This window comes from Nocardioides anomalus (genome assembly GCF_011046535.1).
In the GTDB taxonomy this organism is placed as follows: domain Bacteria; phylum Actinomycetota; class Actinomycetes; order Propionibacteriales; family Nocardioidaceae; genus Nocardioides; species Nocardioides anomalus.
Map to the genome: position 1 here is coordinate 2189815 of NZ_CP049257.1, position 22468 is coordinate 2212282.

23 protein-coding genes are annotated in these 22468 nt (G+C 72.9%); 13 read left to right on the forward strand and 10 right to left on the reverse strand.

Annotated elements, in window-relative coordinates:
• Positions 1-322 precede the first annotated feature (322 nt).
• From lnt to G5V58_RS11110, 3 genes are read left to right on the forward strand one after another with little or no spacing between them, the layout of a single operon-like run.
• Positions 323-1888 carry an apolipoprotein N-acyltransferase gene (gene lnt / locus G5V58_RS11100; RefSeq protein WP_165232337.1) on the forward strand — a complete coding sequence of 522 codons (1566 nt, stop codon included), beginning with the start codon at positions 323-325 and terminating at the stop codon, positions 1886-1888.
• On the forward strand, positions 1885-2649 hold the full coding sequence (locus tag G5V58_RS11105) for a polyprenol monophosphomannose synthase (protein WP_230487274.1): 765 nt from the start codon (positions 1885-1887) through the stop codon (positions 2647-2649). The genes lnt and G5V58_RS11105 overlap by 4 nt, the downstream gene beginning before the upstream one ends.
• Positions 2649-3140, forward strand: a complete 492-nt coding sequence (locus G5V58_RS11110) for an FxsA family protein (protein ID WP_165232340.1) — start codon at positions 2649-2651, stop codon at positions 3138-3140. The genes G5V58_RS11105 and G5V58_RS11110 overlap by 1 nt, the downstream gene beginning before the upstream one ends.
• A 15-nt stretch (positions 3141-3155) precedes the next feature.
• On the opposite strand, the gene G5V58_RS11115 is transcribed toward G5V58_RS11110, so the two are convergent.
• The 3 genes from G5V58_RS11115 to G5V58_RS11125 form a co-directional block, all read right to left on the reverse strand.
• Entirely contained in the window at positions 3156-3539 is a 384-nt protein-coding gene (locus G5V58_RS11115; protein WP_165232343.1) for an RNA polymerase-binding protein RbpA, read from the reverse strand.
• A gap of 194 nt (positions 3540-3733) precedes the next feature.
• The gene (locus tag G5V58_RS11120) at positions 3734-5140 is read right to left on the reverse strand and encodes an MFS transporter (protein WP_165232346.1); all 1407 of its coding nucleotides are present in this window, start codon (positions 5138-5140) and stop codon (positions 3734-3736) included.
• Complete coding sequence (locus G5V58_RS11125; protein ID WP_165232349.1) at positions 5137-5949, reverse strand: glycerophosphodiester phosphodiesterase; 813 nt, start codon at positions 5947-5949, stop codon at positions 5137-5139. The genes G5V58_RS11120 and G5V58_RS11125 overlap by 4 nt, the downstream gene beginning before the upstream one ends.
• Before the next feature lie 77 nt (positions 5950-6026).
• Between G5V58_RS11125 and G5V58_RS11130 the strand changes: the two genes are divergently transcribed.
• Together G5V58_RS11130 and G5V58_RS11135 are read left to right on the forward strand one after the other, a co-directional pair.
• Positions 6027-6293: a TFIIB-type zinc ribbon-containing protein gene (locus G5V58_RS11130; protein ID WP_165232352.1), complete on the forward strand. Its 267-nt coding sequence runs from the start codon at positions 6027-6029 to the stop codon at positions 6291-6293.
• Positions 6294-6349: 56 nt separating this feature from the next.
• Positions 6350-7327: a hypothetical protein gene (locus G5V58_RS11135; RefSeq protein WP_165232355.1), complete on the forward strand. Its 978-nt coding sequence runs from the start codon at positions 6350-6352 to the stop codon at positions 7325-7327.
• A gap of 20 nt (positions 7328-7347) precedes the next feature.
• Here G5V58_RS11135 and G5V58_RS11140 read toward each other — a convergent pair whose 3' ends face one another.
• Positions 7348-8874, reverse strand: a complete 1527-nt coding sequence (locus G5V58_RS11140; protein ID WP_165232358.1) for a helix-turn-helix domain-containing protein — start codon at positions 8872-8874, stop codon at positions 7348-7350.
• Between the two features lie 152 nt (positions 8875-9026).
• Between G5V58_RS11140 and G5V58_RS11145 the strand changes: the two genes are divergently transcribed.
• The gene (locus G5V58_RS11145; RefSeq protein WP_165232361.1) at positions 9027-10754 is read left to right on the forward strand and encodes an alkaline phosphatase D family protein; all 1728 of its coding nucleotides are present in this window, start codon (positions 9027-9029) and stop codon (positions 10752-10754) included.
• Here the strand turns inward: G5V58_RS11145 and G5V58_RS11150 are convergent.
• On the reverse strand, positions 10744-10899 hold the full coding sequence (locus G5V58_RS11150; protein ID WP_165232364.1) for a hypothetical protein: 156 nt from the start codon (positions 10897-10899) through the stop codon (positions 10744-10746). The two genes, G5V58_RS11145 and G5V58_RS11150, sit on opposite strands and share 11 nt — an antisense overlap.
• 200 nt (positions 10900-11099) lie before the next feature.
• Here G5V58_RS11150 and G5V58_RS11155 point away from each other — a divergent pair, with 200 nt between their 5' ends.
• Positions 11100-11348 (forward strand): DUF3072 domain-containing protein, encoded by a 249-nt coding sequence (locus G5V58_RS11155; RefSeq protein WP_165232367.1) that lies wholly within the window; start codon positions 11100-11102, stop codon positions 11346-11348.
• Here the strand turns inward: G5V58_RS11155 and G5V58_RS11160 are convergent.
• Entirely contained in the window at positions 11345-12136 is a 792-nt protein-coding gene (locus G5V58_RS11160) for a retropepsin-like aspartic protease (RefSeq protein ID WP_165232370.1), read from the reverse strand. The genes G5V58_RS11155 and G5V58_RS11160 overlap by 4 nt on opposite strands.
• Positions 12137-12146: 10 nt before the next feature.
• A complete protein-coding gene (locus tag G5V58_RS11165) occupies positions 12147-13040 on the reverse strand; it encodes a DMT family transporter (protein WP_165232373.1) in 894 nt (297 codons plus the stop codon).
• Positions 13041-13080: 40 nt separating this feature from the next.
• On the opposite strand from G5V58_RS11165, the gene G5V58_RS11170 reads away from it, so the two are divergent.
• Entirely contained in the window at positions 13081-13590 is a 510-nt protein-coding gene (locus G5V58_RS11170) for a MarR family winged helix-turn-helix transcriptional regulator (protein ID WP_230487275.1), read from the forward strand.
• Here the strand turns inward: G5V58_RS11170 and G5V58_RS11175 are convergent.
• A complete protein-coding gene (locus G5V58_RS11175) occupies positions 13559-16447 on the reverse strand; it encodes a hypothetical protein (protein ID WP_165232379.1) in 2889 nt (962 codons plus the stop codon). The two genes, G5V58_RS11170 and G5V58_RS11175, sit on opposite strands and share 32 nt — an antisense overlap.
• Positions 16448-16496: 49 nt before the next feature.
• Here G5V58_RS11175 and G5V58_RS11180 point away from each other — a divergent pair, with 49 nt between their 5' ends.
• The 5 genes from G5V58_RS11180 to G5V58_RS11200 all read left to right on the forward strand — a co-directional run bounded on the left by G5V58_RS11180 (position 16497) and on the right by G5V58_RS11200 (position 21365).
• Positions 16497-16940: a helix-turn-helix transcriptional regulator gene (locus G5V58_RS11180; protein ID WP_165232382.1), complete on the forward strand. Its 444-nt coding sequence runs from the start codon at positions 16497-16499 to the stop codon at positions 16938-16940.
• A gap of 10 nt (positions 16941-16950) precedes the next feature.
• Complete coding sequence (locus G5V58_RS11185) at positions 16951-17364, forward strand: VOC family protein (RefSeq protein WP_165232384.1); 414 nt, start codon at positions 16951-16953, stop codon at positions 17362-17364.
• Positions 17365-17436: 72 nt separating this feature from the next.
• Positions 17437-19821 (forward strand): ATP-binding cassette domain-containing protein, encoded by a 2385-nt coding sequence (locus G5V58_RS11190; RefSeq protein WP_165232387.1) that lies wholly within the window; start codon positions 17437-17439, stop codon positions 19819-19821.
• Positions 19822-19899: 78 nt separating this feature from the next.
• Positions 19900-20973, forward strand: a complete 1074-nt coding sequence (locus G5V58_RS11195; protein WP_165232390.1) for an LCP family protein — start codon at positions 19900-19902, stop codon at positions 20971-20973.
• A gap of 23 nt (positions 20974-20996) precedes the next feature.
• Positions 20997-21365, forward strand: a complete 369-nt coding sequence (locus tag G5V58_RS11200) for a hypothetical protein (RefSeq protein ID WP_165232393.1) — start codon at positions 20997-20999, stop codon at positions 21363-21365.
• On the opposite strand, the gene G5V58_RS11205 is transcribed toward G5V58_RS11200, so the two are convergent.
• Entirely contained in the window at positions 21362-21661 is a 300-nt protein-coding gene (locus G5V58_RS11205) for a putative quinol monooxygenase (RefSeq protein WP_196240581.1), read from the reverse strand. The genes G5V58_RS11200 and G5V58_RS11205 overlap by 4 nt on opposite strands.
• 188 nt (positions 21662-21849) lie before the next feature.
• Positions 21850-22425 (reverse strand): dihydrofolate reductase family protein, encoded by a 576-nt coding sequence (locus tag G5V58_RS11210; RefSeq protein ID WP_165232396.1) that lies wholly within the window; start codon positions 22423-22425, stop codon positions 21850-21852.
• Between the last annotated feature and the right edge of the window lie 43 nt (positions 22426-22468).

Genomic DNA, 22468 nt, shown 5'->3' on the forward strand with positions numbered 1-22468 from the left:
CGCCACACGTCCTCTGACCTGCGACTTCTCGCGTTTGTGCAGGTCAAAGGGCGGTTGACGAGAGGCGCCGAGCCGAGTTGGGTAGCGGTCGTCCGCTCATGCAGATCACGGCAGCAGCACCGGTCCTCGGGTCCGGTCGGGTCACGGGGACGTGCCATCGCCTGCAGACGTGGCCGACCCTGGTCGGTGCCGCCGTCGTGAGAGCAGGGCACGGAGGGGCCCCCGCCCCCTAGACAACAGCCTGACCGCGGCAGCCGGTTGCGAGCCTGGGCTGGACCGAAGTGGCGGGGGACCTCTCCGGCCCTCTGCGTAGACTTCAGCGGTGCTGAAGCGGGCCCTCCTCGCGGCCTGCGCGGGGCTGCTGCTCTCGGTGGCCTTCGAGCCGCTGGCGCTGCCCTGGGTGATCCCGGTGGCCGTGGCCGGCTTCGTGCTCACCACCCGTGGCGTGACGCTGCGACGCGGCTTCGTGGTCGGGCTGGTCTTCGGGGCGGCCTTCTACTTCACCCACATCTTCTGGATGCGCGCCGTCGGTGTCCCGGCCTGGATCGCGCTCGCCACGCTCGAGGCGCTGTTCTACGGGCTGCTCGGCTCGGTCTCGGCCCTGTTCCAGCGCCGGCTCGCGTGGTGGCCGCTGCTGTTCGCCGCGGCGTGGACGGCGATGGAGGTGGTCCGCAGCGGCTGGCCGCTGAGCGGGATGCCCTGGGGCCGGCTCGCCTTCGCCGTGATCGACACCCCGGTCGCGCAGGCACTGCCGTACGCCGGCGCGGTGGGCGTGAGCTTCCTGCTCGCCCTGCTCGGGGCGCTGCTGGCCTGGCTGGTGGGCGGCCTGCACGCCGGGTCTCCGCAGGCGGCTCGCCGACCCGCCGCCGCGGTCTGCCTGGTCGCGCTGGTCGCGCTGCTCGCCGCGCCGGTGATCCGGCCGTGGTCCTTCCACGCCGACGGCGAGGTCACGGTGGCGGCCGTGCAGGGCGACGTCCCCGGGCGCGGCGACGACATCCTCTACGACTTCCGCCAGGTCACGGCCAACCACGTCGACGCCACCGTGGACCTGGCCCGGGACGTCGCCGACGGCACCGTCGCGCGCCCGGACTTCGTGCTGTGGCCGGAGAACTCCACGGCCACCGACCCGTTCAACGACGCCGAGACCCACGAGGGGATCCTGCGGGCCAGCGAGGCGATCGGCGTGCCGATCCTGGTCGGTGCGATCGTCGACGGCCCCGAGCGGGGTCAGGTGCTCAACCAGGGCATCGTGTGGGACCCGGTCACCGGGGCGGGGGAGCGCTACACCAAGCGGCACCCGGTGCCGTTCGGCGAGTACATCCCCGCCCGCGCGCTGTTCACCAGGTACCAGTTCTTCGACCGGCTGCGCGACGTCGGCCGCGACATGCTCAGCGGGACCCGCGACGAGCCGCTGCGCATCGGCGGCCTCGAGGTGGCCGACGCGATCTGCTTCGACATCGCCTACGACGACGGGCTGGTCGCCCAGCTCCAGCGCGGGGCGCAGCTGCTGGTGGTGCAGAGCAGCAACGCGACCTTCATCCGCACCGACCAGATCGACCAGCAGTTCGCGATCACCCGCGTGCGCGCGCTGGAGACCGGCCGGTGGGTCGCGGTGGCCACCACCAACGGCGTCTCGGGGATCATCGCGCCCGACGGCGACGTGGTCGACACCGCCGACCCCCGCACCCGCGCGGTGCTGACGCGCACGGTCGGCCTCAGCGACCAGCTGACGCCCGCCGTACGGCTCGGGGCCTGGACGGGACGCGCCGCGGAGCTGCTCACCGTTCTCGGCCTCGCCCTCGCCCTGCTCCCGTATCGTCGGCGGGACCAGGACACGACCGCGACACCGCTCGAGGAGCGGGAGCCGACGACCGTAGGAGGAGCATGAACGACGCCGGGCTGGGCCGTGTCGTGATGTGCGTGCCCACCTACAACGAGGCCGACAACCTGGCCTGGCTGGTGGGCCGGCTCCGGGCGGCCGAGCCGGCGGTGCACGTGCTCGTGGTCGACGACAACTCCCCGGACGGCACCGGCGCGCTCGCCGATGAGCTGGCCGCCGCCGACGACGCGATCCACGTGCTGCACCGCACCGAGAAGGGCGGCCTCGGCGCGGCGTACCTCGCCGGCTTCCGGTGGGCGCTCGACGCCGGGTACGACGTCGTCGGGGAGATGGACGCCGACGGGTCCCACCAGCCCGAGCAGCTCCACCGGCTGCTCGAGGCGCTGGTCGAGGGCGGGGGAGCGGACCTGGTCATCGGCTCGCGCTACGTGCCCGGGGGCTCGGTGGTCAACTGGCCCAAGCGCCGCGAGGCGATCTCGCGCGGCGGCAACCTCTACGTCCGACTGCTGCTCGGCATCGCGGTGCGCGACGCCACCGCGGGCTACCGCGTCTTCCGGCGCACGGCGCTGGAGAAGATCGACCTGGACTCGGTGGAGTCGACCGGCTACGTCTTCCAGACCGACCTGGTCACCCGTTGCCTGCGCGCCGGGCTCACCGTCCGTGAGGTGCCGATCGAGTTCGTCGAGCGCGTGCGCGGCGACTCCAAGATGAGCGGGGCGGTGGCCACCGAGTCACTGCGCCGGATCACCCGGTGGGGACTGCGCGAGCGGCGCGAGCAGCTCCATCGCGCGCTTCGGCGGGGACGCTGATGGCCGCTCGCCGCCGTCGGCCGCTGCTCGTGTGGGCGCTGTTCGCGCTCTTCGTCGTGGTGCCGCTGGTCGAGATCTACGTGATCATCCAGGTGGGGCAGGCCATCGGACCGTGGTGGACGATCCTGCTGCTCGTCGCCGACTCCGTGCTCGGCTCGTGGCTGATCAAGCGCGAGGGCGGCCGCGCGTTCCGCGCGTTGCGCGAGGCCATCGACAGCGGGCGGATGCCGGCGAAGGAGCTGGCGGACGGCGGGCTGATCCTCGTCGGCGGGACGCTGATGCTGGCGCCGGGGTTCGTCACCGACATCTTCGGCATCGCGATGATCCTGCCGTTCACGCGCCCGTTCTTCCGCGGCGTGCTCACCCGCGTGGTGGCCAGCCGACTCGTCGTCACCCGGCTCGGCGGCGGCTCGCGTCCCGGAGCAGCACGACGCCCCGGTCCTGACCCTGAAGGGCCGGTGGTCCGGGGCGAGGTGGTCGACGAGCCCTAGGGCTCGTCGCTGGTCTCAGGAGACCTTGCGCTTCTTGGCGTTGGCGCGGTGCAGGTGCGCCGGGCCGATCTCGCCGCCGCGCAGCAGCTCGAGGCGCTCCTTGAGGATGTCCTCGAGCTCCTTCTCCGAGCGGCGCTCGAGCAGCATGTCCCAGTGGGTGCGGACCGGCTTCTCGACCTTGACCTCGCGCTCGATGCCCGCCGTGCTCTCGGCCTCGTCCCCGCACTTGGGGCACTCCCAGACGGCCGGGATCTCGGCCTCGGTGGACATGGTGATCTCGAACTCGTGGCCGCGCGGGCAGCGGTACCCGACCTGCTGCCGGGCGGCGAACTCGATGCCCCGCTCGTCCTCGAAGCTCTGGCCTCCCAGACGCGCTCCGCGCAGTGTGCGCTCCGCCATGAGGCACCTCCCTGTGTGATCGTGGTTTCCCCGTGCAACTGACAGACGGTGTGGACCAGCCAAAGGTTCGCCGTAGCGATCCGTTGACAAACATCCCGTCAGTTGTGTAACGGTACCCAGCCGGTCGTGATTCCCGCGATTCCGCGCTGGTACCGGCCGGTAGGTCCGTCAGACCCAGCCTGGCACGCCGGTGGTCAGGAGCGCACCGTGCGGGGTACCTCGTTGCCGGCCTCCGCGATGCCGCGCTCGGGGTCCAGGCGGAGCAGGAAGAACGCGCCGAGCACGAAGAACACGATGAGGCTCACGATGGCCGGGCGGTAGGAGCCGCTGACCTGGAAGACCACACCGAAGAGCAGGACGCCGAACCACGACGTACCGCGCTCGAAGGCGTTGTAGAGCGCGAAGTACTCGCCCTCGCGGCCGCGGGGGATGAGCAGGCTGAAGAACGAGCGCGACAGGGCCTGGGTGCCGCCCAGCACGATGCCGATGGCCACGCCGACGACCAGGAACAGCGCGACGTTCTCCGCGGGCAGGAACATCGCCACGACCACGATGACCATCCAGGCGAACGTGCCCCACAGGATCGCGCGGTAGGCGCCGTGGCGGGCGGCCAGGCGCCCGAAGTACAGCGCCCCGCCGAAGGCCACGAACTGGATGAGCAGGATGGTGGCGATGAGGACCGAGTCGCCGAAGCCGAGCTGTTTGGAGCCGTACGTCGACGCGGCGTAGATCACGGTCTGGATGCCGTCGTTGTAGAAGACGTAGGCCAGCAGGAAGGTCAGCGTCATCGGGTAGCGGCGCAGCTCCTTGAGCGTGGTCCACAGCTGTCCGAAGCTGCGCTGCCACAGCCCCCCGGTGGCGTCGACCGGCGCGACCGGGTCGCGGTTGCGCAGCCAGACGAACGGGATGATCGTGAACCCGGCCCACCACACCGCCGCGGACAGCAGCGAGATCCGCACCGCCAGCTCGGTGCCGAGCCCGATCGCGTCGTGGCCCAGCACCACCACCAGGTTGAGCAGCAGGAGCAGGCCGCCGCCGAGGTAGCCGAAGGCCCAGCCGCGCGAGGAGACGTGGTCGCGCTCCTCCTCGGTGGAGATGTCGACGAGGATCGCGTAGTAGCTGACCAGCGAGCAGCCGGCCAGCACGCTGCTGGCCACGATGCAGAACGCCGCCAGCTGCCACTGGTCGCCCCTCATCAAGAACAGCAGCGCGGCGAAGAACGAGCCGGTCCAGGCGAAGAAGGCCATGTGCACCTTCTTGCGCGACGAGCGGTCGACCATGGCCCCGACCACCGGCAGGATCACCGCGCTCAGGATGGTCGCGAAGCTGGTCAGGTAGAACGGCAGCGACCCCGCCGCCAGGTGCAGCCCGAGCACGCTGACGGTCTTGTCGCAGGTGTCGTCGGCGTCGTCGCCGCAGCCGGCCGCGCGGCCCGCGACGGTGATCATGTACGGCGCGAACAGCACCGACAGCACGGTTGTGTAGTAGGCCGAGTTGGCCCAGTCGTAGAAGTACCACGCCTTCTGCTCTCGGCGCCGGGCCTGCGCCCGCAGCGGGCCGAGGTCGGCGAAGCCGCCGCCGGGTGCCGGTGTCGACGTCATGGCTGTCCTCTCCACAGGCCGCGCTCGACGAGCACGTCCTTGAGCAGGTCGGTCCGGTCGGTGAACAGGCCGTCGACCCCGAGGTCGAGCATCTCGTGCATCTCGCGCGGCTCGTCGACGGTCCACACGTGCACGTGCAGGCCGGCCGCGTGCGCCTTGCGCACCATCGCCCGGCCGGCCACCGTCAGCCGCCCGCGCCGGCGCGGGATCTGCACCGCCGCCACCCGGTGCCGGGTCACCCAGGCCGCCGCCCGACCGCTCGGGAGGGCCAGGAACGCCGCGACCTCGGCCGGCGCGGCCGACGTCGGCACCCGGCCCGCCGTCAGCCGCCGGAACGCGTTGAGCCGCTTCGTGGCGAAGGACCCCACCAGCACCCGGTCCCACGCCTCGCGCTCGGCCACGAACGCCGCCAGGGCCGGCGCCGCCCCGTCGGCCTTGAGGTCGATGTTGAACCGCGCCTGCGGGAACGCGTCGAACAGCTCGGCCAGCGTCGGGACCTGCTCGCGGCCGCCGACCAGGGCCCGACGCACCTCGGTGGAGGTGAGGTCGGCGATCGCGCCCTGCCGGTCGGTCACCCGGTCCAGCACCGTGTCGTGGAAGGCGAGCAGCACCCCGTCCGCGGTCACGTGCACGTCGGTCTCGAGGTGGTCGTAGCCCAGGGCCACCGCGTGCCGGAAGGCGGCGAGCGTGTTCTCGAGGCCCTCGATCTCCGGGTGGTAGGCGCCCCCACGGTGCGCGAAGGCCAGCACGCCGCCCCGCCCGTCCGCGACCGCGTCCAGGAAGGGGTAGCCGGTCCTCGGCGCCGTCACAGCGAGCAGTATGCCGACCACCCCGCACACCGGCGAGCGTCCGGGGGGCCGCCGCGCCGGCACGCTAGGTTCGGGGGATGGACGCGGAAGCTGCTCTGGACTGCCCGGTCTGCGGTACGCCGATGGACGTGCGCCCGCTCGGCGACGCCGAGGTCAACGCCTGCCCCCAGGGCCACGGCGTCTTCCTCCGCCGCGCCGACCTCGGCACCCTGGTCGAGGCCGAGCAGGACTGGCACCGCCACGCCGGCCAGCACACCATGCCGATGCCGCGCATCACGCCCGACATGACCGCGCCCCCCGGCGGCAAGACCCAGTCCCGCGCCTGGGTGGAGACCCTGTTCTGACCCCTCGCCGCCGCGCCGCCACGTCACCTCTCGCCGGCCGCCTGCTCGACGCCCAGGTGGCCTACCACCTGGACCGCCTGACCGGCGGCGAGCTGGACGCCACGGTGGCGCGCCTGGCCGAGGCGGTCCTCGACGCCGTCGACGCGCACCAGCTGGCGGACCTGGTCGACGCCGACGCCCTGAAGGACATCGTGGGCCGCGCGCTGCGCGACGTGCCGTCGAGCGCAGCGGTGGCCGGCTTCGTCGACCTCTTCCGCGAGGTGCTGCGGGCCGGCCCGGCCGAGCCGTTCGCGCTGGCCGACGTCGTCGACCGCGCACAGGTCGAACGGATGCTCACCGAGGCGGTGGGGCTGACCCCCGCGCTCGAGCGGGCGCTGGAGCGGCTGACCGCGAGCCCGCAGGTGGGCGCGGCCGCCTCGAGGTTCATGGCGCGCATCGTGGGCGAGGTGATCGCGACCAACCAGGCCGTCGCCGACAAGGTCCCGGGTCTCGGCGGCCTGCTGGCCCTCGGCACCCGTGCCGCGGCCGGCGTCGTCGGCGCGGCGGACCGGCAGCTCGACGGCATGCTCGCGGATACCGCGGGCAGGGGCGGCGCCCTGGCCGTGCGCCGCCTGAACCGGATCGTCGTGGACACCCTCCGCGACCCGACCACCCGCGAGGCGGCCCTGCAGACGTGGGACCTGGTCGCCGCCGCGCCGTTGCGAGGGCAGGGGGAGCACCTCGAGCCGGGTGAGGCCGACGGTCTCCTCGACGCCGTCCACGACCTCGTGGTGACGACCCTGGCCGACCCCCGGACCGTGACGTTCGCCCACGCCGTGGTGGACGGCTTCCTCGAGGCGTTCGGCGGCTACACACCCACCGAGCTGCTCGCCGAGCTGGACCTCGGCCGCGCAGACGTCGTCGCCGACCTGGTCCGGCTGGCGCCAGGCGTCATGGAGCCGCTGGTCGAGTCCGGGGCGCTGGAGCGGCTCCTGCGCGCCGAGCTCGAGCCGTTCTACGCCTCCGCTGCGGTCGCCGAACTGCTGGCCGACTGACCGGGCTCGCGCTGTACGGCTCAGATGTCCCGGAACGGCTCGATGTTGGCGCCGAGCTCGTTGAGCCGCTCGGCGAGGTCCTCGTAGCCGCGGTGGATGACGTACGTCGAGCGCAGGACACTGGTGCCCTTCGAGGCCAGCATGGCCAGCAGGATGACCACGGCCGGCCGGAGCGCAGGCGGGCAGACGATCTCGGCGCCGGAGAAGTGGGTGGGGCCCTCGATCATCACGCGGTGGGGGTCGAGGAGCTTGACCTGGCCGCCGAGCTTGTTGAGCTCGGTGAGGTAGATGGCGCGGTTCTCGTAGACCCAGTCGTGCAGGAGGGTCTGGCCCTCGGCCACGGCGGCGATGACGGCGAAGAACGGCAGGTTGTCGATGTTGAGGCCGGGGAACGGCATCGGGTGGATCTTGTCCAGCGGGGCGCGCAGGTCCGAGGGCTGGGTGGTGATGTCGACCAGGCGGGTGTGGCCGTTGCGGGCGACGTACTCCTCGGAGCGGGTGTGCTGCAGGCCCATCTCGCCGAGGGTGGCGAGCTCGATCTCGAGGAACTCGATGGGGACGCGGCGGATGGTGATCGAGGAGCGGGTCACGATGGCGGCGGCCAGCAGGCTCATGGCCTCGATGGGGTCCTCGCTGGGGGCGTAGTCGACGTCGACGTCGATCTCCTCCAGGCCGGTCACGGTGAGCGTGGTGGTGCCGACGCCCTCGACGCTGACGCCGAGCTTCTGCAGGTAGAAGCAGAGGTCCTGGACCATGTAGTTGGACGAGGCGTTGCGGATCACGGTGGTGCCGGGGTGGAGGGCGGCGGCCATGAGGGCGTTCTCGGTGACGGTGTCGCCGCGCTCGGTGAGCACGATCGGCGCCTGCGGCTCGATGGCCCGGTTGACCTGGGCGTGGTACTGCCCGTCGGTGGCCTTGACCTCCAGGCCGAAGGGGCGCAGGGCGTACATGTGCGGCTCGACGGTGCGGGTGCCGAGGTTGCAGCCGCCGGCGTAGGGCAGCTCGAAGGTGTCCTCGCGGTGCAGCAGCGGGCCGAGGAACATGATGATCGAGCGGGTACGCCGGGCAGCGGTCTCGTCGATGGCCTCCAGGCGCAGCTCGCGCGGCGGGACGATCTCGAGGTCGTTGTCGTCGTTGAGCCAGCGGGTCTGCACGCCGACGCTGTTGAGCACCTCGAGGAGGCGGTTGACCTCCTCGATGCGGGCCACCTTGCGCAGCGTGGTGCGGCCGCGGTTGAGCAGACTCGCGCAGAGCAGCGCGACACCGGCGTTCTTGGAGGTCTTGACGTCGATGGCGCCGGAGAGCGTGGTCGGCCCGGTCACGCGCAGGTGGGTGGGGCCGGCGCCGAGGGCGACGATCTCGGAGTCCAGCGCGGAGCCGATCCGGGCCAGCATGTCGAGCGAGAGGTTCTGGTGGCCCTTCTCGATCCGGTTGATCGCGCTCTGACTGGTGCTGAGCCGCTCGGCCAGCTGCTGCTGGGTGAGCCCCCGGTGCTTGCGCGCGTCGCGGATGATGCTCCCGATCCGGCCTTTGTACCCCTCAGTCATGCTCACCACGGTAACTCACATGTGAGATAACGCAACCTCGGGCGCGCCGGTGCGTCCAGCATGGCACACCGGGCGGGGGAGGACCCCGCACGTGTCCGCGCACCGGGCCGGTGACATGCTGCGGAGCGGCGCGGGGGCGCGAGGAGGGGACGATGAGCGGGTGGGACGACCGGCAGGAGGGGCCGCTGCGACTGGGCCCGCTGCTGCGCTACGTCGACGCGACGAGCGCGACGATCTGGGTCGAGACGGCCGAGGCCGCCGAGGTCCGCGTCGAGGCCGGTGACGTCAGCGCCGCCGCGCGGACCTTCCGGGCCCACGACCACCACTACGCGCTGGTCGAGGTGACCGGGCTGCCGGAGGGCACGGCCACGCCGTACCGCGTGCTGGTCGACGGCACCCAGGTCTGGCCCGACGAGCAGGACCCGGCGTTCGCCGAGTTCCCGCCGCCGGTGATCCCGACGCTGCGGCCGGGCAAGCCGCTGCGGATGGCCTTCGGCTCCTGCCGCGTCAGCGTCTCGCACGACCGGGAGGGCACCGAGGCCTTCGGTGTCGACGCGCTGCGCGCCTACGCGCTGCGGATGGCCGGCCTCACCGGCGAGCCGGGGCACTGGCCGGACCTGGTCGTCTTCCTCGGCGACCAGGTGTACGCCGACGACACCAGCCCGCTGATGAAGGAGTTCATCAAGGCCCGGCGCGACCCCGAGCAGCCGCCGTGGACGGAGCTGAAGGACTTCCAGGAGTACGCCCACCTCTACCGGCTCGCGTGGAGCGACCCGGCCAACCGCTGGCTGCTCTCCACGCTGCCCAGCGCGATGATCTTCGACGACCACGACATCCGCGACGACTGGAACACCAGCCACGACTGGCGCCGGGAGATGGAGGCCACCGACTGGTGGCACGAGCGCGTCGTGTCCGGTCTCGGGTCGTACTGGGTCTACCAGCACCTGGGCAACCTCGGCCCGCAGGACCGCGCCGAGGACCGGCTGTGGCAGCGCATCGCGACCCACGACGGACCGGTCGAGCTCGACGTGACCGACGAGCTCGACCGGCTGGCCGACGACGCCGACCAGCGGCCCGAGACCTACCGGTGGAGCTTCTCGCGCGACTTCGACACCCAGGCCCGCCTGGTCGTCGTCGACTCCCGCGCCGCGCGGGTGCTCCAGCCGGACCGCCGCTCGATGCTGGACCCCGGAGAGGTGGCCTGGCTGGACGAGCGGCTGCGCGGCGACGTCGACCACCTGCTCATCGGCACCTCGCTGCCGGTGCTGCTCGCGCCCGCGCTGCACCACGCCGAGGCGCTCAGCGAGGCCTTGGCCCAGAAGCGGTTCGGCTCGCTGCTCGGCCGCTTCGGCGAGTGGGTGCGCACGACCGCCGACCTCGAGCACTGGGCGGCGTTCCAGGAGGGCTTCACCGACGTCGGCCGGATGACGGTCGAGGTGGCCTCCGGGCAGCGCGGCCGCACGCCGCGGTCGGTCACGTTCCTGTCCGGCGACGTCCACCACTCCTACGTCGCCGAGGCCTGGGCCGACCCGGCCACCGGCGCCACCCTGGAGAGCGCCGTGGTGCAGGCGACCTGCTCGCCGATCCGCAACCCGCTGCCGGCGTTCATGAAGGGCTTCCTCAAGGTGGCCGCGCTCGGTCGGGCACGACCGACCGGCCGGCTCCTGGCCGGCCGGGTGCCCCGCTCGCCGCTGCGGTGGGAGGTGACCCAGGGGCCGTGGTACGACAACAACCTGGCCGTGCTGGAGCTCCAGGAGCAGCAGCTGCACTTCACCTGGGCGCGCGGCGTCGTCGACGGCGAGCGCTACGACCGAGCGCGGCTCGAGCGGGTCGCGACGGTCGACGTGCCGCTGGGGGAGCGGAGCCGGGTCAGGCGCTGAGCAGCCGGCTCTCGCCCGGCCTCACGGCCGGCGTGCAGTCGCAGTCGTCGCCGCACCCGAGGAAGGTGTGGGAGGCGTGACCGCAGCGCTGGCACGGCAGGTCGTGCGACAGGTGCTGGTCGTTGGTCTGGACGGTGTCCCACATGATCGCTCCTCCTCCCCGGCCCGGCGTCCGGTGGTGATCTCCCGACGGTGACACCGCCGGCCCCCGGAGCGCCGCAGAACCGCCGCGCCGGCGCTCACCTCGTCCACAGTCGACCTGCTCGGCCGTCGCGCGCATGGCCCGTTCGGGCCATGGCCACCACCGGTGGTTTGAAGGCGGCGGCCAGGGGACACCGTGGGGACATGGCTGACTCGAACACACATTCGACCGACGACCCGACCACAGAGACCCTCGGCGGCACCAGCGGCGACAGCGCGGTGAAGGACCCCGAGGAGTGGGTCACCGGCGATGAGCCGATGACCGGCGCCCAGCGCTCCTATCTCGACACCCTGGCCCGCGAGGCGGGCGAGGAGATCCCCGCCGACCTGACCAAGGCCCAGGCCTCCGAGCACATCGAGCGGCTCCAGGCGAAGAGCGACCGGGTGTCCTAGCGCGGGCCGAGCACCAACCGCTCGCCGGCCAGGTCGAAGGAGAACCGGTAGCGGTAGAGGAACTCCGAGCCGACCAGCCCGTCGTGGACGATGTCCTGGAACATCACCCGTGGCGAGGCCTGCGCGGTCTCGGGCGCCGCGGCGAGGTGCACCGAGCCGGGCAGGGTCGCGTCGTGACGGACGTAGGCGAAACCGGTCTCGTCCACGCCCTCGCGACTGCTCACGCGCTCGTCGTCGGCGGACAGGCCGCACTCGGTCAGGAACCGGGAGTCCAGGATGAGCCGGTCCGACCCGGTGTCGACCTCCACCAGGACCGTGCGGCCGCTGGGCAGGACCAGCTCGACGAACGGGTCGGCCGTGTGCTCGTCGCGGTGCACCTCGAGCGGGACCACGATCCCCTCGATCTGCGCCCCGGGCTCGTGGACCGTGAAGGTCGCGGCCGCGACGTCGGTGGTCACCGTGCGGTCGCCGAAGAACGCCGGTCCGAGGATGCCGTCGAAGTCGTCGCCCAGGTCGGCCACGGCGGCGACGTGGCCGGCGACCGCGTAGTCGCCGACCGAGAGCGGTGGCAGGCGGACCAGCGGCGCCTCGACGACCTGACCCGACATCCGTCGCCCCGCGTAGGTCGTGCCGAGCGGCTCCGCGTCGGCCCGCTGGGCGAGGGGCGAGCTCACCACGCTCACGCCGATGCCCGTGTCGACCAGGAACAAGCGCTCGTCGTCGCCGAGGCGCGCACGGAGCCTGACGAGGTGGGCGTACCACTCGAGCGGGAGCGTCGTCGGCGCCATGCGCCGGACCCTACGCGGCGCGGGCGAGCTCGGGGCGCGGCTCGGGCAGGGGTACGACGGGCGCGCGGCGGCTTCGGGAGGCGGTGAGGATGCCGCCGAGGACGAGGACGATGCCGCCGGCCTGGAGCAGGGTCAGGGACTCGCCGGCGACCATCGCGCCGAGCAGGACGCCGGTGACCGGGTTGAGCAGGCCGACCACGCCGACGGTGGCGGCGCGCAGGCGGGCCAGGCCGCCGAACCAGCAGAGGTAGGCCAGCGCGGTGGCCACCAGGCTGGTGAAGGCGAAGCCGAGCCCGGAGCCGGCGGTCAGGGCCGGCGGTGCGCCCTCGAGGAGGCTGGCGGCCAGGGTCAGGGCCAGGCCGCCGAGCACCAACTGCCACGCGGTCATGGCCACCAGGGGCGTGCCGTCGGACCACCGCTTGGCCAGCACGGCGCCCGCGCTGGACAGCAGCAGCGCGCTGGTCGAGGCGACCAGGCCGAGCGGGTCCAAGGTGCCACTGGCCCCGCCGACCAGGAGGAGCACGCCGCAGATGCCGGCCACGGACCCGGCCACCAGCCGCCGGGTCATCCGCTCACCGACCAGCAGCCAGGCGAAGCCGGCCAGGGCCAGAGGGGCGAGGGCCATGACCGAGGCCGCAACGCTCGAGGGCAGCCGCTGGGCGGCGACGTAGACCAGCAGGAAGAACGCGCCGATGTTGAGGGTGGCGAGGACCGCCGAGCGCCACCACCAGGCACCGCGGGGCAGGGTGCGGGCCACCGCGAGCAGGACCAGGCCGGCCGGGAGTGCCCGCAGGGCCGAGCCCCACAGCGGGGCGTCGACCGGCAGCAGCTGCCGGGTCACCACGTAGTTCGCGCCCCAGGCCACCGGGGCCACGGCGGTGATGCCGATCCACTTCGCTTCCACGGAAGCAATAATCCCTTCCGTGGAAGATATATTCCAAGTCGTGAGTGACGCCCCCGATCGCGGCCCGGACCACGTCGGCCGGATCCAGGAGCAGTGGCGCCGCGAGCGCCCGGACCTCGACACCTCGCCCCAGGGCGTGTTCGGGCGGCTGCACCGGTTGGCCGACCGGCTCCGGGAGGAGCTGGAGGTCGAGTTCCGACGGCACGGGCTGGGGGAGGGGGAGTTCGACGTCCTCGCCGCGCTGCGCCGCGCGGGCGCGCCGTACGAGCTGGCCCCGGGGGAGCTGGCGCGGCACACCATGGTCACCACGGGCGCGGCCACCAAGCGGATCGACCGGCTGGTCGCGGCCGGCCTGGTGAGCCGGCGGGTCCGCGACGACGACCACCGGGGCCGGCTCGTCGGGCTCACCGAGGCGGGGCGCCGGGTGGTCGACGACGCCTTCACCGCCCACATCGCCAACGAGCACCGGCTGCTGGCCCCGCTCAACCGCATGGAGCGCCAGGCGCTGGAGCGGATCCTCACGAAGTGGCTGGGCGCCTTCGAGGAGTGAGACGGAGCAGGAGCCCGACCGCGAGCACGGCGCCGCCCGCGCCCGCGGCCCACCACGCCGCGTCGGCGGGGATCTCGAGGTAGGTCGTGAGGCCCAGGATCCGGGCCAGTCCCCAGGGCAGCAGGCCGAGCTGGTCGTTCCACACCGTGAGCCCGCGCTCGAGCCCGTACGCCGCCACGAACAACCCGGCGGCCCCGAGCCCCAGCCCGACGCCGGCCAGGACGGCCCCGGCCGCGCGCCGGGCACCGAGGGCCCCGGCCAGCGCCCACCCGGCGGCCACGAACAGCCACAGGAACAGCGCGACGGCCACGGTGACGTAGACCGAGCGCCGCGCCGGCTCGGTCCAGAACGCGAACCAGTAGCCGCCCGGGCCGGTGGGCGCCAGCGCGGCCAGCGTGACCACGGCCCGGACGACGCAGACGCTGGAGACGACCGTGAGCACCGGCCCGGCCGCCCGCCGGCCACCGAGCAGCAGGAGCAGGACGGTGGACAGCGCCAGGGCGCCGAGGGTGACGAGCAGGTGCGCCGGCGCCAGGAACGACGTCTGGACGCACCGCGTGGCCAGGAAGAGCAGCCCGCCGACCACGATGGCCGGCACGCTCGTCCGGGCCGCCCAGGGACGGGTGATCGCCACGCGGGTGGCGCGGGAGAGCAGCAGCCACAGCAGCGCGAGCACGAGGAGCACGCGGGCGGTCCAGGCCATGGCCAGGTCGCGGTCGGCGCGCTCGACCCCGAGCCGGGCGGCGGTGAGGTTCCAGGCCGGGTGCTGCACGTCGCCGCCGGGCGCCGCGAGGTGGGCCGCCGCCGCGCGGTCGAAGGCGTCGCGCGCCTCGACCCACGCCCGGTGGCCCTCGCCGGTGTCGTGCCAGGCCGCCGCGCGCAGGAACATGGTGCGGTACGCCGCGAGCAGGCGCAGCGTGTCCACCTCGTAGTCCAGCGCGCCGGTGAACGCCTCGTACGTGCCGGGACGCCAGCTGTCCGGGTCGGTGCCGACGACGAGAGCGCGCATCCGCTCCGCGGTGGCGACCGCCCGTTCGCCGTCGGCCAGGGTCTCGTCGAGCCGGTCGCGCACCACGGCGTAGAGCAGGTCGAGGGTGGCGGAGTCGCCGGTGAGCACGTCCCACTCGAACAGCCACATCTGCGGCGGCGGCTCCAGGCCGAGCGCGACCACGCGCTGCTCGGCGAAGGGCCGGAGGTAGAGCCCGGTGTGGATCGCGTCGCGCGAGAGCGCCATGGCCTCGGCCACGGCGCGGACCGTGGCCGGGTCGTCGGACAGGTAGCGCCGCGCCCAGTCCACGGTGACCCCGCCGACGTCGGCGCCCGGGTCCCGGGCGACGGCCGCGGCCGTCAGGGTGTTGGCCTCGTAGAGCGGCCAGAAGCCGGAGGTGAGGTAGAGCGACATCGGCCCGGCCCGCCACGGCCCGCCGTCCTGGGTCCACGACCAGACGCCCTCGACGTGCGGGTTCGCGGCCACCAGTCGTTGGACCGCCCACGAGAACTCGGGACCGAGGTCGTCCGGGAACGCGCCGAACCCCTCGAACTCCCGCCGCGACTGGAACTCCACGATCCGCCGCTGGTCGCCCGTCTCGAGCGTGGTGTTCAGCGGCAGCCAGCTGTAGAAGTCGCCGGCGGTGTACTTGGTCGACACGATGAGCGCGGGGGAGTCCAGGCCGTCGAGGACCCGGTGGTACGACGCGGGATCGGTGTGCATGTCGCCGACCGCGCCGATGCCCACCGACCAGGTCCGGAAGACCACCTCCCGGCCGGACGCCTCGGCCTGGTCGGTGAAGGCCGTGAGCATCGTGCGTACCGCTCGCACTGTGCGCACGGCGAGCGCCGAGTACTGGTCGAAGCCCGGTTCGGCGTAGATCGAGCCGGCCTCGCCGATGCGCAGGAGCACGCCGGACAGCCCCGGCGCCTCGTCGTATAGCCGCTGCAGGGCGTCGGTGTAGACCCGCCACAACGCCGGGTCCTCGGTGTCGGTGCCGAAGCGCTGCTCGAGGTCGTCGGCCAGCTCGGGGGTGAGCGCCAGCATGTCGGTGCGCAGGAAGACCTTCATGCCGAGCTCGTGCGCGCGGTCCCAGAACGGCTCGAACGCCGCGCGCAGCGCCGCGGCCCGCTCGCGGTCCTCGGCGCTGGCCGCCGGGAGGTCGGCGTACTCCACGAAGCCCGGCCAGGCGACCGCGTCGTAACCGTCGGCGAGCACGTGGCGCAGGAAGGCGTCCCACTCGCCGTAGTCGTCGGCGAGGGCGTCGGCGTCGACGTACGGCGCGTGCTCGAGGTAGGCGTCCTCGAACGCGCGGGAGACGTGGGAGTAGTCATTGCCCGGGCGCCACTGGTCAGGGTCCGGGGTCACGCCGACCGCGCCGAGGTCGACCATCCGGAACGGCAGCGCGCTGCGCACCTCCCCGCCGAGGTGCTCGGCCACCGGCCGGCCGGCGCGCACCTGCTGGGCCAGGTCGTAGACGGCACGGACCCCACCGGTCTCGCTGGCCGCGTCCACGGTCAGCGCGTCGGGCGTGCCGCCCAGCCGGTAGCCGTCGTCGGACTCCTCCCCAGCGCCGACGGTGACGGTGACGCTCGCCGTCCCGCTCGGCGTGGTCGCACCCTGAGCGGCGCGGAGCTCGTCGAGGGCCACGCCGAAGCGCACGGTGTTCGGCGCCGTCACCTCGAGACGCGGGTTGGTCGCGACGGGACCCACCTCGGGCACCACCGGGTCCGGCGGCGTCATCTGGGCGGCCGGCTCGGTGCTGATCCCGAGCAGCTGGCCGACGCCGGCCGCGACGCCGGCCCCGAGGGCGAGGAGAAGCACCGCCACCCACGGCGCCAGCACCCGCTGCCGTCGCGTCGTCGCCACGGCCCGAAGCCTCGCACGCGCCGTCGCTCGACGTGGGAGCATCGGTGCCGTGACCGGCCGCGCGGACGACGACCAGCGCCTGCGCGACCTGCGCGCGCTGCGCACGGTCAAGGACCGCATCGACCGCGAGTACGCGCAGCCCCTCGACGTCGAGGCGCTGGCCCGCGGCGTGCACGTCTCGGCGGGACACCTGAGCCGGGAGTTCAAGAAGGCCTACGGCGAGTCGCCGTACTCCTACCTCATGACCCGTCGCATCGAGCGGGCCATGCTGCTGCTGCGGGTCGGCGAGCTGAGCGTCACCGAGGTCTGCTTCGCGGTGGGGTGCCAGTCGCTCGGGACGTTCAGCACGCGTTTCACCGAGCTGGTCGGGGTCTCGCCGAGCGTCTACCGCCAGCAGCAGGCCGGCGCACTGGCCGGCGTGCCGTCGTGCGTCGTCAAGCAGGTGTCACGACCGGTCAGGAATCGAGAAGCGGCCACCCCGGCCGTCTCCTAGCGTGGCGGTCATGGTCACCAAGATCCTCAACGCCTTCCTCCCGCACGACGACCGCGACGCCGCGGTGGAGTTCTGGTGCGACAAGCTCGGCTTCGAGCTGCGCAACGACGTCGGGTACGACGGGATGCACTGGCTCACCGTCGGCCCGCCCGACCAGCCCGACGTCAACCTCGTGCTGTTCCCGCCGGGCGCCGACCCGGGCGTCACCGACGACGAGCGGCGCACCATCACCGAGATGATGGCCAAGGGCACCTTCGCCATGCTCACCCTGGCCACCGACGACCTCGACGCCCTCTTCGAGCGGCTCCAGGCCGCCGACGTCGAGGTCATGCAGGAGCCGACCCAGCAGCCGTGGGGCGCTCGCGACTGCGCGTTCCGCGACCCGTCCGGCAACACCATCCGCATCGACGAGGTCCGGGGCTGACCGGGAACCCGGGGGAGGGGCCGGACGTTGTGCTCTCCGTTCCGGCTGGCCGAGGAGTGGAGGCGGTGCCGCGTGTCCGACGCTGACCAGCCCAGCGCCCAGCCCACCGCCACCCAGCACGCCGACCACCACGACGTGCTCCGCGTCGTGGGCGCGCGCGAGAACAACCTCAAGGACGTCAGCCTCGAGCTGCCCAAGCGGCGGCTGACGGCGTTCACCGGCGTGTCCGGCTCCGGCAAGAGCTCACTGGTCTTCGAGACCATCGCGGCGGAGTCGCAGCGGCTGATCAACGAGACCTACAGCGCGTTCGTGCAGGGCTTCATGCCGTCCCTGGCGCGACCCGAGGTGGACCGGCTCGAGGGGCTGACCACCGCGATCATCGTCGACCAGGAGCGGATGGGCGCCAACCCGCGCTCGACCGTGGGCACGGCGACCGACGCGCACGCGATGCTGCGGATCCTGTTCAGCCGCATCGGGACGCCGTACGTCGGGCCGCCGACGGCGTTCGCGTTCAACGTGCCCACCCGGGTGGCCAGCGGGCGCATGGAGACCAAGGCGGGTGCGGGCAGGACGTCGGTGGTGCGCCAGCAGGTCTACCAGGGCGGCATGTGCCCGCGCTGCGAGGGCCTGGGCGCGCTCAACGACTTCGACCTGAGCGCGATCTACGACGAGAGCCTGACCTTGGCCGGGGGCGCGCTGCTGGTGCCGGGCTACTCGATGGACGGGTGGTACGGCCGGATCTTCGCCGGTGCCGGCCTCCCGATGGACAAGCCCGTCGGGGAGTTCTCCGCGCGCGAGCTGAAGAAGCTGCTGCACGGGGAGCCGCAGAAGATCAAGGTCGAGGGCGTCAACCTCACCTACGAGGGGGTGCTCACCAAGATCTCGAAGTCCATGCTGGCCAAGGACGTCGAGGCCATGCAGCCCCACGTGCGCAGGTTCGTGGAGCGGGCGGTCACCTTCACCACCTGCCCCGACTGCGAGGGCACCCGGCTGAGCGCCGAGGCCCGCTCGTCCAGGATCAACGGCCAGAACATCGCCGAGCTGTGCGCCCTGCAGATCAGCGACCTGGCGCCGTGGCTGCGCGGCGTCACCGCCCCGGGCGTCGAGCCGCTCGTGGCCGGGCTGCAGCACCTGCTCGACTCGTTCACCGAGGTCGGGCTGGGCTACCTCTCGCTGGACCGCCCGGCCGGCACGCTGTCCGGGGGAGAGGCGCAGCGGACCAAGATGATCCGCCACCTGGGCTCGTCGCTGACCGACGTCACCTACGTCTTCGACGAGCCCACGATCGGCCTGCACCCGCACGACGTCGAGCGGATGAACACGCTGCTCCTGCAGCTGCGCGACAAGGGCAACACGGTGCTGGTGGTGGAGCACGAGCCCGAGACCATCGCGATCGCCGACCACGTCGTCGACCTCGGGCCGGGCGCGGGCAGCGCCGGGGGAGAGGTGGTCTTCGAGGGCACCTACGACGCGCTGCGGCGCAGCGACACCGTCACCGGCCGGCACCTCGACGACCGGGCGGCCCTCAAGGACTCGGTGCGCACCCCGTCGGGGTTCCTCGAGGTCCGCGGCGCCTCCACCCACAACCTGCGCGGCGTCGACGTGAACCTGCCGCTCGGCGTGCTCTGCGTGCTCACCGGCGTGGCCGGGTCGGGCAAGAGCTCGCTCGTCAGCGGCTCGGTCGCCGGCCGTGACGGCGTGGTCGTCGTGGACCAGGGCGCGATCAAGGGCTCGCGCCGCAGCAACCCCGCGACGTACACCGGGCTGCTGGAGCCGGTCCGCAAGGCCTTCGCCAAGGAGAACGGCGTGAAGCCGGCGCTGTTCAGCGCGAACTCCGAGGGCGCGTGCGCGGGCTGCGGCGGCGCGGGCGTCGTGGTGACCGAGCTCGGCGTGATGGCCAGCGTGGAGTCGACGTGCGAGGAGTGCGAGGGACGGAGGTTCCAGGCCTCGGTGCTGGAGTACACCCTCGGCGGCCGGAACATCGCCGAGGTGCTCGAGCTGCCCGTCGGCGAGGCGCTCACCTTCTTCTCCGCGCTGTCGCTCAAGCCGGCCGTGGTGGTCCTGGAGCGGCTCGTGGACGTCGGGCTCGGCTACGTCACGCTCGGCCAGCCGCTGACCACGCTGTCCGGGGGCGAGCGGCAGCGGCTCAAGCTGGCCGTGCAGATGGCCGAGAGGGGCGAGGTCTACGTCCTGGACGAGCCCACCACCGGGCTGCACCTGGCCGACGTCGGCCAGCTGCTCGGGCTGCTCGACCGGCTGGTGGACAGCGGCCGGTCGGTGCTGGTCATCGAGCACCACCAGGCCGTGATGGCGCACGCCGACTGGATCGTCGACCTCGGCCCCGGCGCCGGTCACGACGGCGGCACCGTGGTCTTCGAGGGCACGCCGGCCGACCTGGTCGCGGCCGGCGACGCGACGCTCACGGGCCGGCACCTCGCGGCGTACGTCGGCGGCTGACAACTTCTCCGTCGGTGGGCGCGTCCCACTCGCGTGACCCGTGGCGCGCGCGCAGACCGACCCGGACGGGCCCGCACCGTGGCCAAGGTGCTGGCGGTGACCGTGCTCGCCCTCGTGCTGGTGACCGGGCTCGGCGTGACGTTCCTCTACCGCCACCTCAACGGCAACCTCGACGTCCAGCCGCTGGAGCCCGGGCAGCTCGGGCCACGGCCGACGATGCCCGACGTCGACGGGCCGCACGAGCCGGTGAACATCCTGGTCATGGGCGACGACAGCCGCGACTGCGCCGGCTGCGGCCTCGACCACGAGACCGGCGGCGGCTCGGACACCACGCTGCTGGTCCACCTCGCGGCCGACCGGCGCACGGCGTACGCCGTCTCGATCCCGCGCGACTCCCTCGTCGACCGCCCCGACTGCGTGACCGACGACGGCGACGTGGTGCCGGGGGAGAGCGACGCCATGTGGAACGTGGCCTTCGCCGTCGGCGGGCCCGCCTGCACCCAGAAGCAGCTGGAGCACGCCACCGGCATCCGGGTCGACAGCTACGTGGTCGTCGACTTCGCGGGCTTCAAGGACATGGTCGACGCGGTCGGCGGTGTGGAGGTCTGCGTGCCCGAGCCGCTGCACAGCGACAAGGGCGACATCGACATCCCGGCCGGCACCCGCACCCTGGACGGGGACGACGCCCTGGACTACATCCGGATCCGCTACGGCGTCGGCGACGGCACCGACCTCGGCCGGATCCGTCGTCAGCAGGCGTTCCTGGCCTCGCTGGCCGGCCAGGTGCTGTCCCAGGGCACGCTCGCGCGGCCCGACCGGCTGCTGCGCTTCCTCGACGCCGCCACCAGATCGCTGCGCACCGACATCCCGTCGATCAAGCAGCTCGCCGAGCTCGGCCTGCAGCTCAAGGACATCGGGCCCGACCACGTCCGCTTCCTCACCGTGCCCAACCAGCTCTCCACCCGCCAGGAGGGCCGCGTGGACTGGCTGCCCGCCGCCGACCAGCTGTGGGACCGGATCCGCCACGACCAGCCGTTGGGCTCGCTGCGCGACGGGTCGGTGTCGGTGGCGCCCGCTTCCGCTCCGCAGCCTTCGTCGGCCCCGACCTCGTCGCCCGACCCCGAGCTCGAGAACGCCGGGCTCTGCACCTGAGCGATCTCTCGTAGCCTGCGTCCGTGCCCCGCGTGCTGGTCATCGGCCTGGACCCGTACCGCGTGCCCGGCCCCTGGGACCCCGAGCCCGTCGCGTCGGCGCTGCGCCGGGCCTCGGCCGCGTTCGCCGCCGCCGGCATCGAGGCCACCGACTGCCTGGTCGGGCTGGACGGCTCCGACGACGTCCCTCAGGTCGTCGCCGCGGCCCTGGGCGACGGCGCGTACGACGTCGTGCTGGTCGGCGGCGGGATCCGCCACGACCCGGACCGGCTCGAGCTGTTCGAGGAGGTCGTCAACCTGGTGCACCGGCTCCAGCCCGGTGCGGCCATCGCGTTCAACCGTCGCCCCGAGGACGTGGTCGAGGCGGTGCAGCGCCGGCTGGAGCTCGGCTAGCCCGGCAGCTTGTCGGCGAGGAGGTCGATCTTCTCGACCTGGGGCTCGGAGAACAGGACGCCGGTGTTGGGTCCGAGCGCCTGGCCCACGCCGCCGGCCAGGTGCGCGTCCCGGGCGTCGTCGTCGGGGAAGACGTCGAACACGCCGAACGTCGAGGGGCCGAGCTGCAGGGCGAACCAGGCCGTGGTGCCCGGCTCGTCGAGCACGATCGAGCGGGCCTCGGTCAGGAACTCAGCCAGGTCGGCTTCCTTGCCCGGCAGCGCCTCGAGACGGACGAGCAGCGCTTTGGTCACCATCAGTCGGACTCCTGGATCTCGTGGGTCGCCCGTCGTGGGCCGTGTCCCGGTTCATGGTTCTCAGGTCGAGGTCGCACCGGCATCCCGCGAACGGGTGCTCCTCCTGTCGGTCCTGGCCCACCGTCGAACAATGCCGATAAGTGACATTATGTCAGACAACGTGGTTCGGAGCCCCGATCAGGCGGGGCTCAGCGCTCCCCGCCCAGGACGTCGTACCGGGTCAGCACGATCCCCTCGGCGAACGTCCTCGTCTCCAGCAGCGTGAGCGACAGCTCCCGCTCGAGCGGCGGGAGGTACGGCGTGCCGCCGCCGATGACGGCCGGGTGCGTGACGACGACGAGCTCGTCGACCAGGCCGGCCCGGACGGCCGCGCCGGCCAGCGTCGCGCCGACGACGTCCATCGGCCCGCCGTCGCCCGTCTTGAGCCGCCGGATCTCCTCGAGCGGATCGCCGGTGACCAGCCGGGCCTGGTGGTCGTCGATCGGGACGGACGTCGTGGCGAAGACGACCTTGGGCATGCGGCGCCAGCGCTCGGCGTACGCCGCGTGGGCCGCGGTGACGCCGGGCTGCTGGTCGGCGGTGGGCCAGTGGGCGCTCATGGCCTCCCAGACCCTGCGTCCGTAGAGCGCCAGCTCCGTGGCGCCCACCCGGTCCGACCACCACTGGAACAGCTCGTCGCTGGGCGTGCCCCAGCTGAGGTCGTCGTCGGGGCCGGCGGTGTAGCCGTCCAGGCTCACGTTCATGGCGTAGGCGAGTCTGCGCACGGCGGGCAGACCGGCGCGGGGCGGCGGACTCATCGGTGGCGGA

Excerpts from the sequence above, each read along its gene's own strand:
- G5V58_RS11105 (WP_230487274.1), top strand. The coding sequence starts at position 1,885 with ATGAACGACGCCGGGCTGGGCCGTGTCGTGATGTGCGTGCCCACCTAC.
- G5V58_RS11110 (WP_165232340.1), top strand. The coding sequence starts at position 2,649 with ATGGCCGCTCGCCGCCGTCGGCCGCTGCTCGTGTGGGCGCTGTTCGCG.
- G5V58_RS11115 (WP_165232343.1), bottom strand. The coding sequence starts at position 3,539 with ATGGCGGAGCGCACACTGCGCGGAGCGCGTCTGGGAGGCCAGAGCTTC.
- G5V58_RS11120 (WP_165232346.1), bottom strand. The coding sequence starts at position 5,140 with ATGACGTCGACACCGGCACCCGGCGGCGGCTTCGCCGACCTCGGCCCG.
- G5V58_RS11130 (WP_165232352.1), top strand. The coding sequence starts at position 6,027 with ATGGACGCGGAAGCTGCTCTGGACTGCCCGGTCTGCGGTACGCCGATG.
- G5V58_RS11140 (WP_165232358.1), bottom strand. The coding sequence starts at position 8,874 with ATGACTGAGGGGTACAAAGGCCGGATCGGGAGCATCATCCGCGACGCG.
- G5V58_RS11145 (WP_165232361.1), top strand. The coding sequence starts at position 9,027 with ATGAGCGGGTGGGACGACCGGCAGGAGGGGCCGCTGCGACTGGGCCCG.
- G5V58_RS11150 (WP_165232364.1), bottom strand. The coding sequence starts at position 10,899 with ATGTGGGACACCGTCCAGACCAACGACCAGCACCTGTCGCACGACCTG.
- G5V58_RS11155 (WP_165232367.1), top strand. The coding sequence starts at position 11,100 with ATGGCTGACTCGAACACACATTCGACCGACGACCCGACCACAGAGACC.
- G5V58_RS11160 (WP_165232370.1), bottom strand. The coding sequence starts at position 12,136 with ATGGCGCCGACGACGCTCCCGCTCGAGTGGTACGCCCACCTCGTCAGG.
- G5V58_RS11185 (WP_165232384.1), top strand. The coding sequence starts at position 16,951 with ATGGTCACCAAGATCCTCAACGCCTTCCTCCCGCACGACGACCGCGAC.
- G5V58_RS11205 (WP_196240581.1), bottom strand. The coding sequence starts at position 21,661 with ATGGTGACCAAAGCGCTGCTCGTCCGTCTCGAGGCGCTGCCGGGCAAG.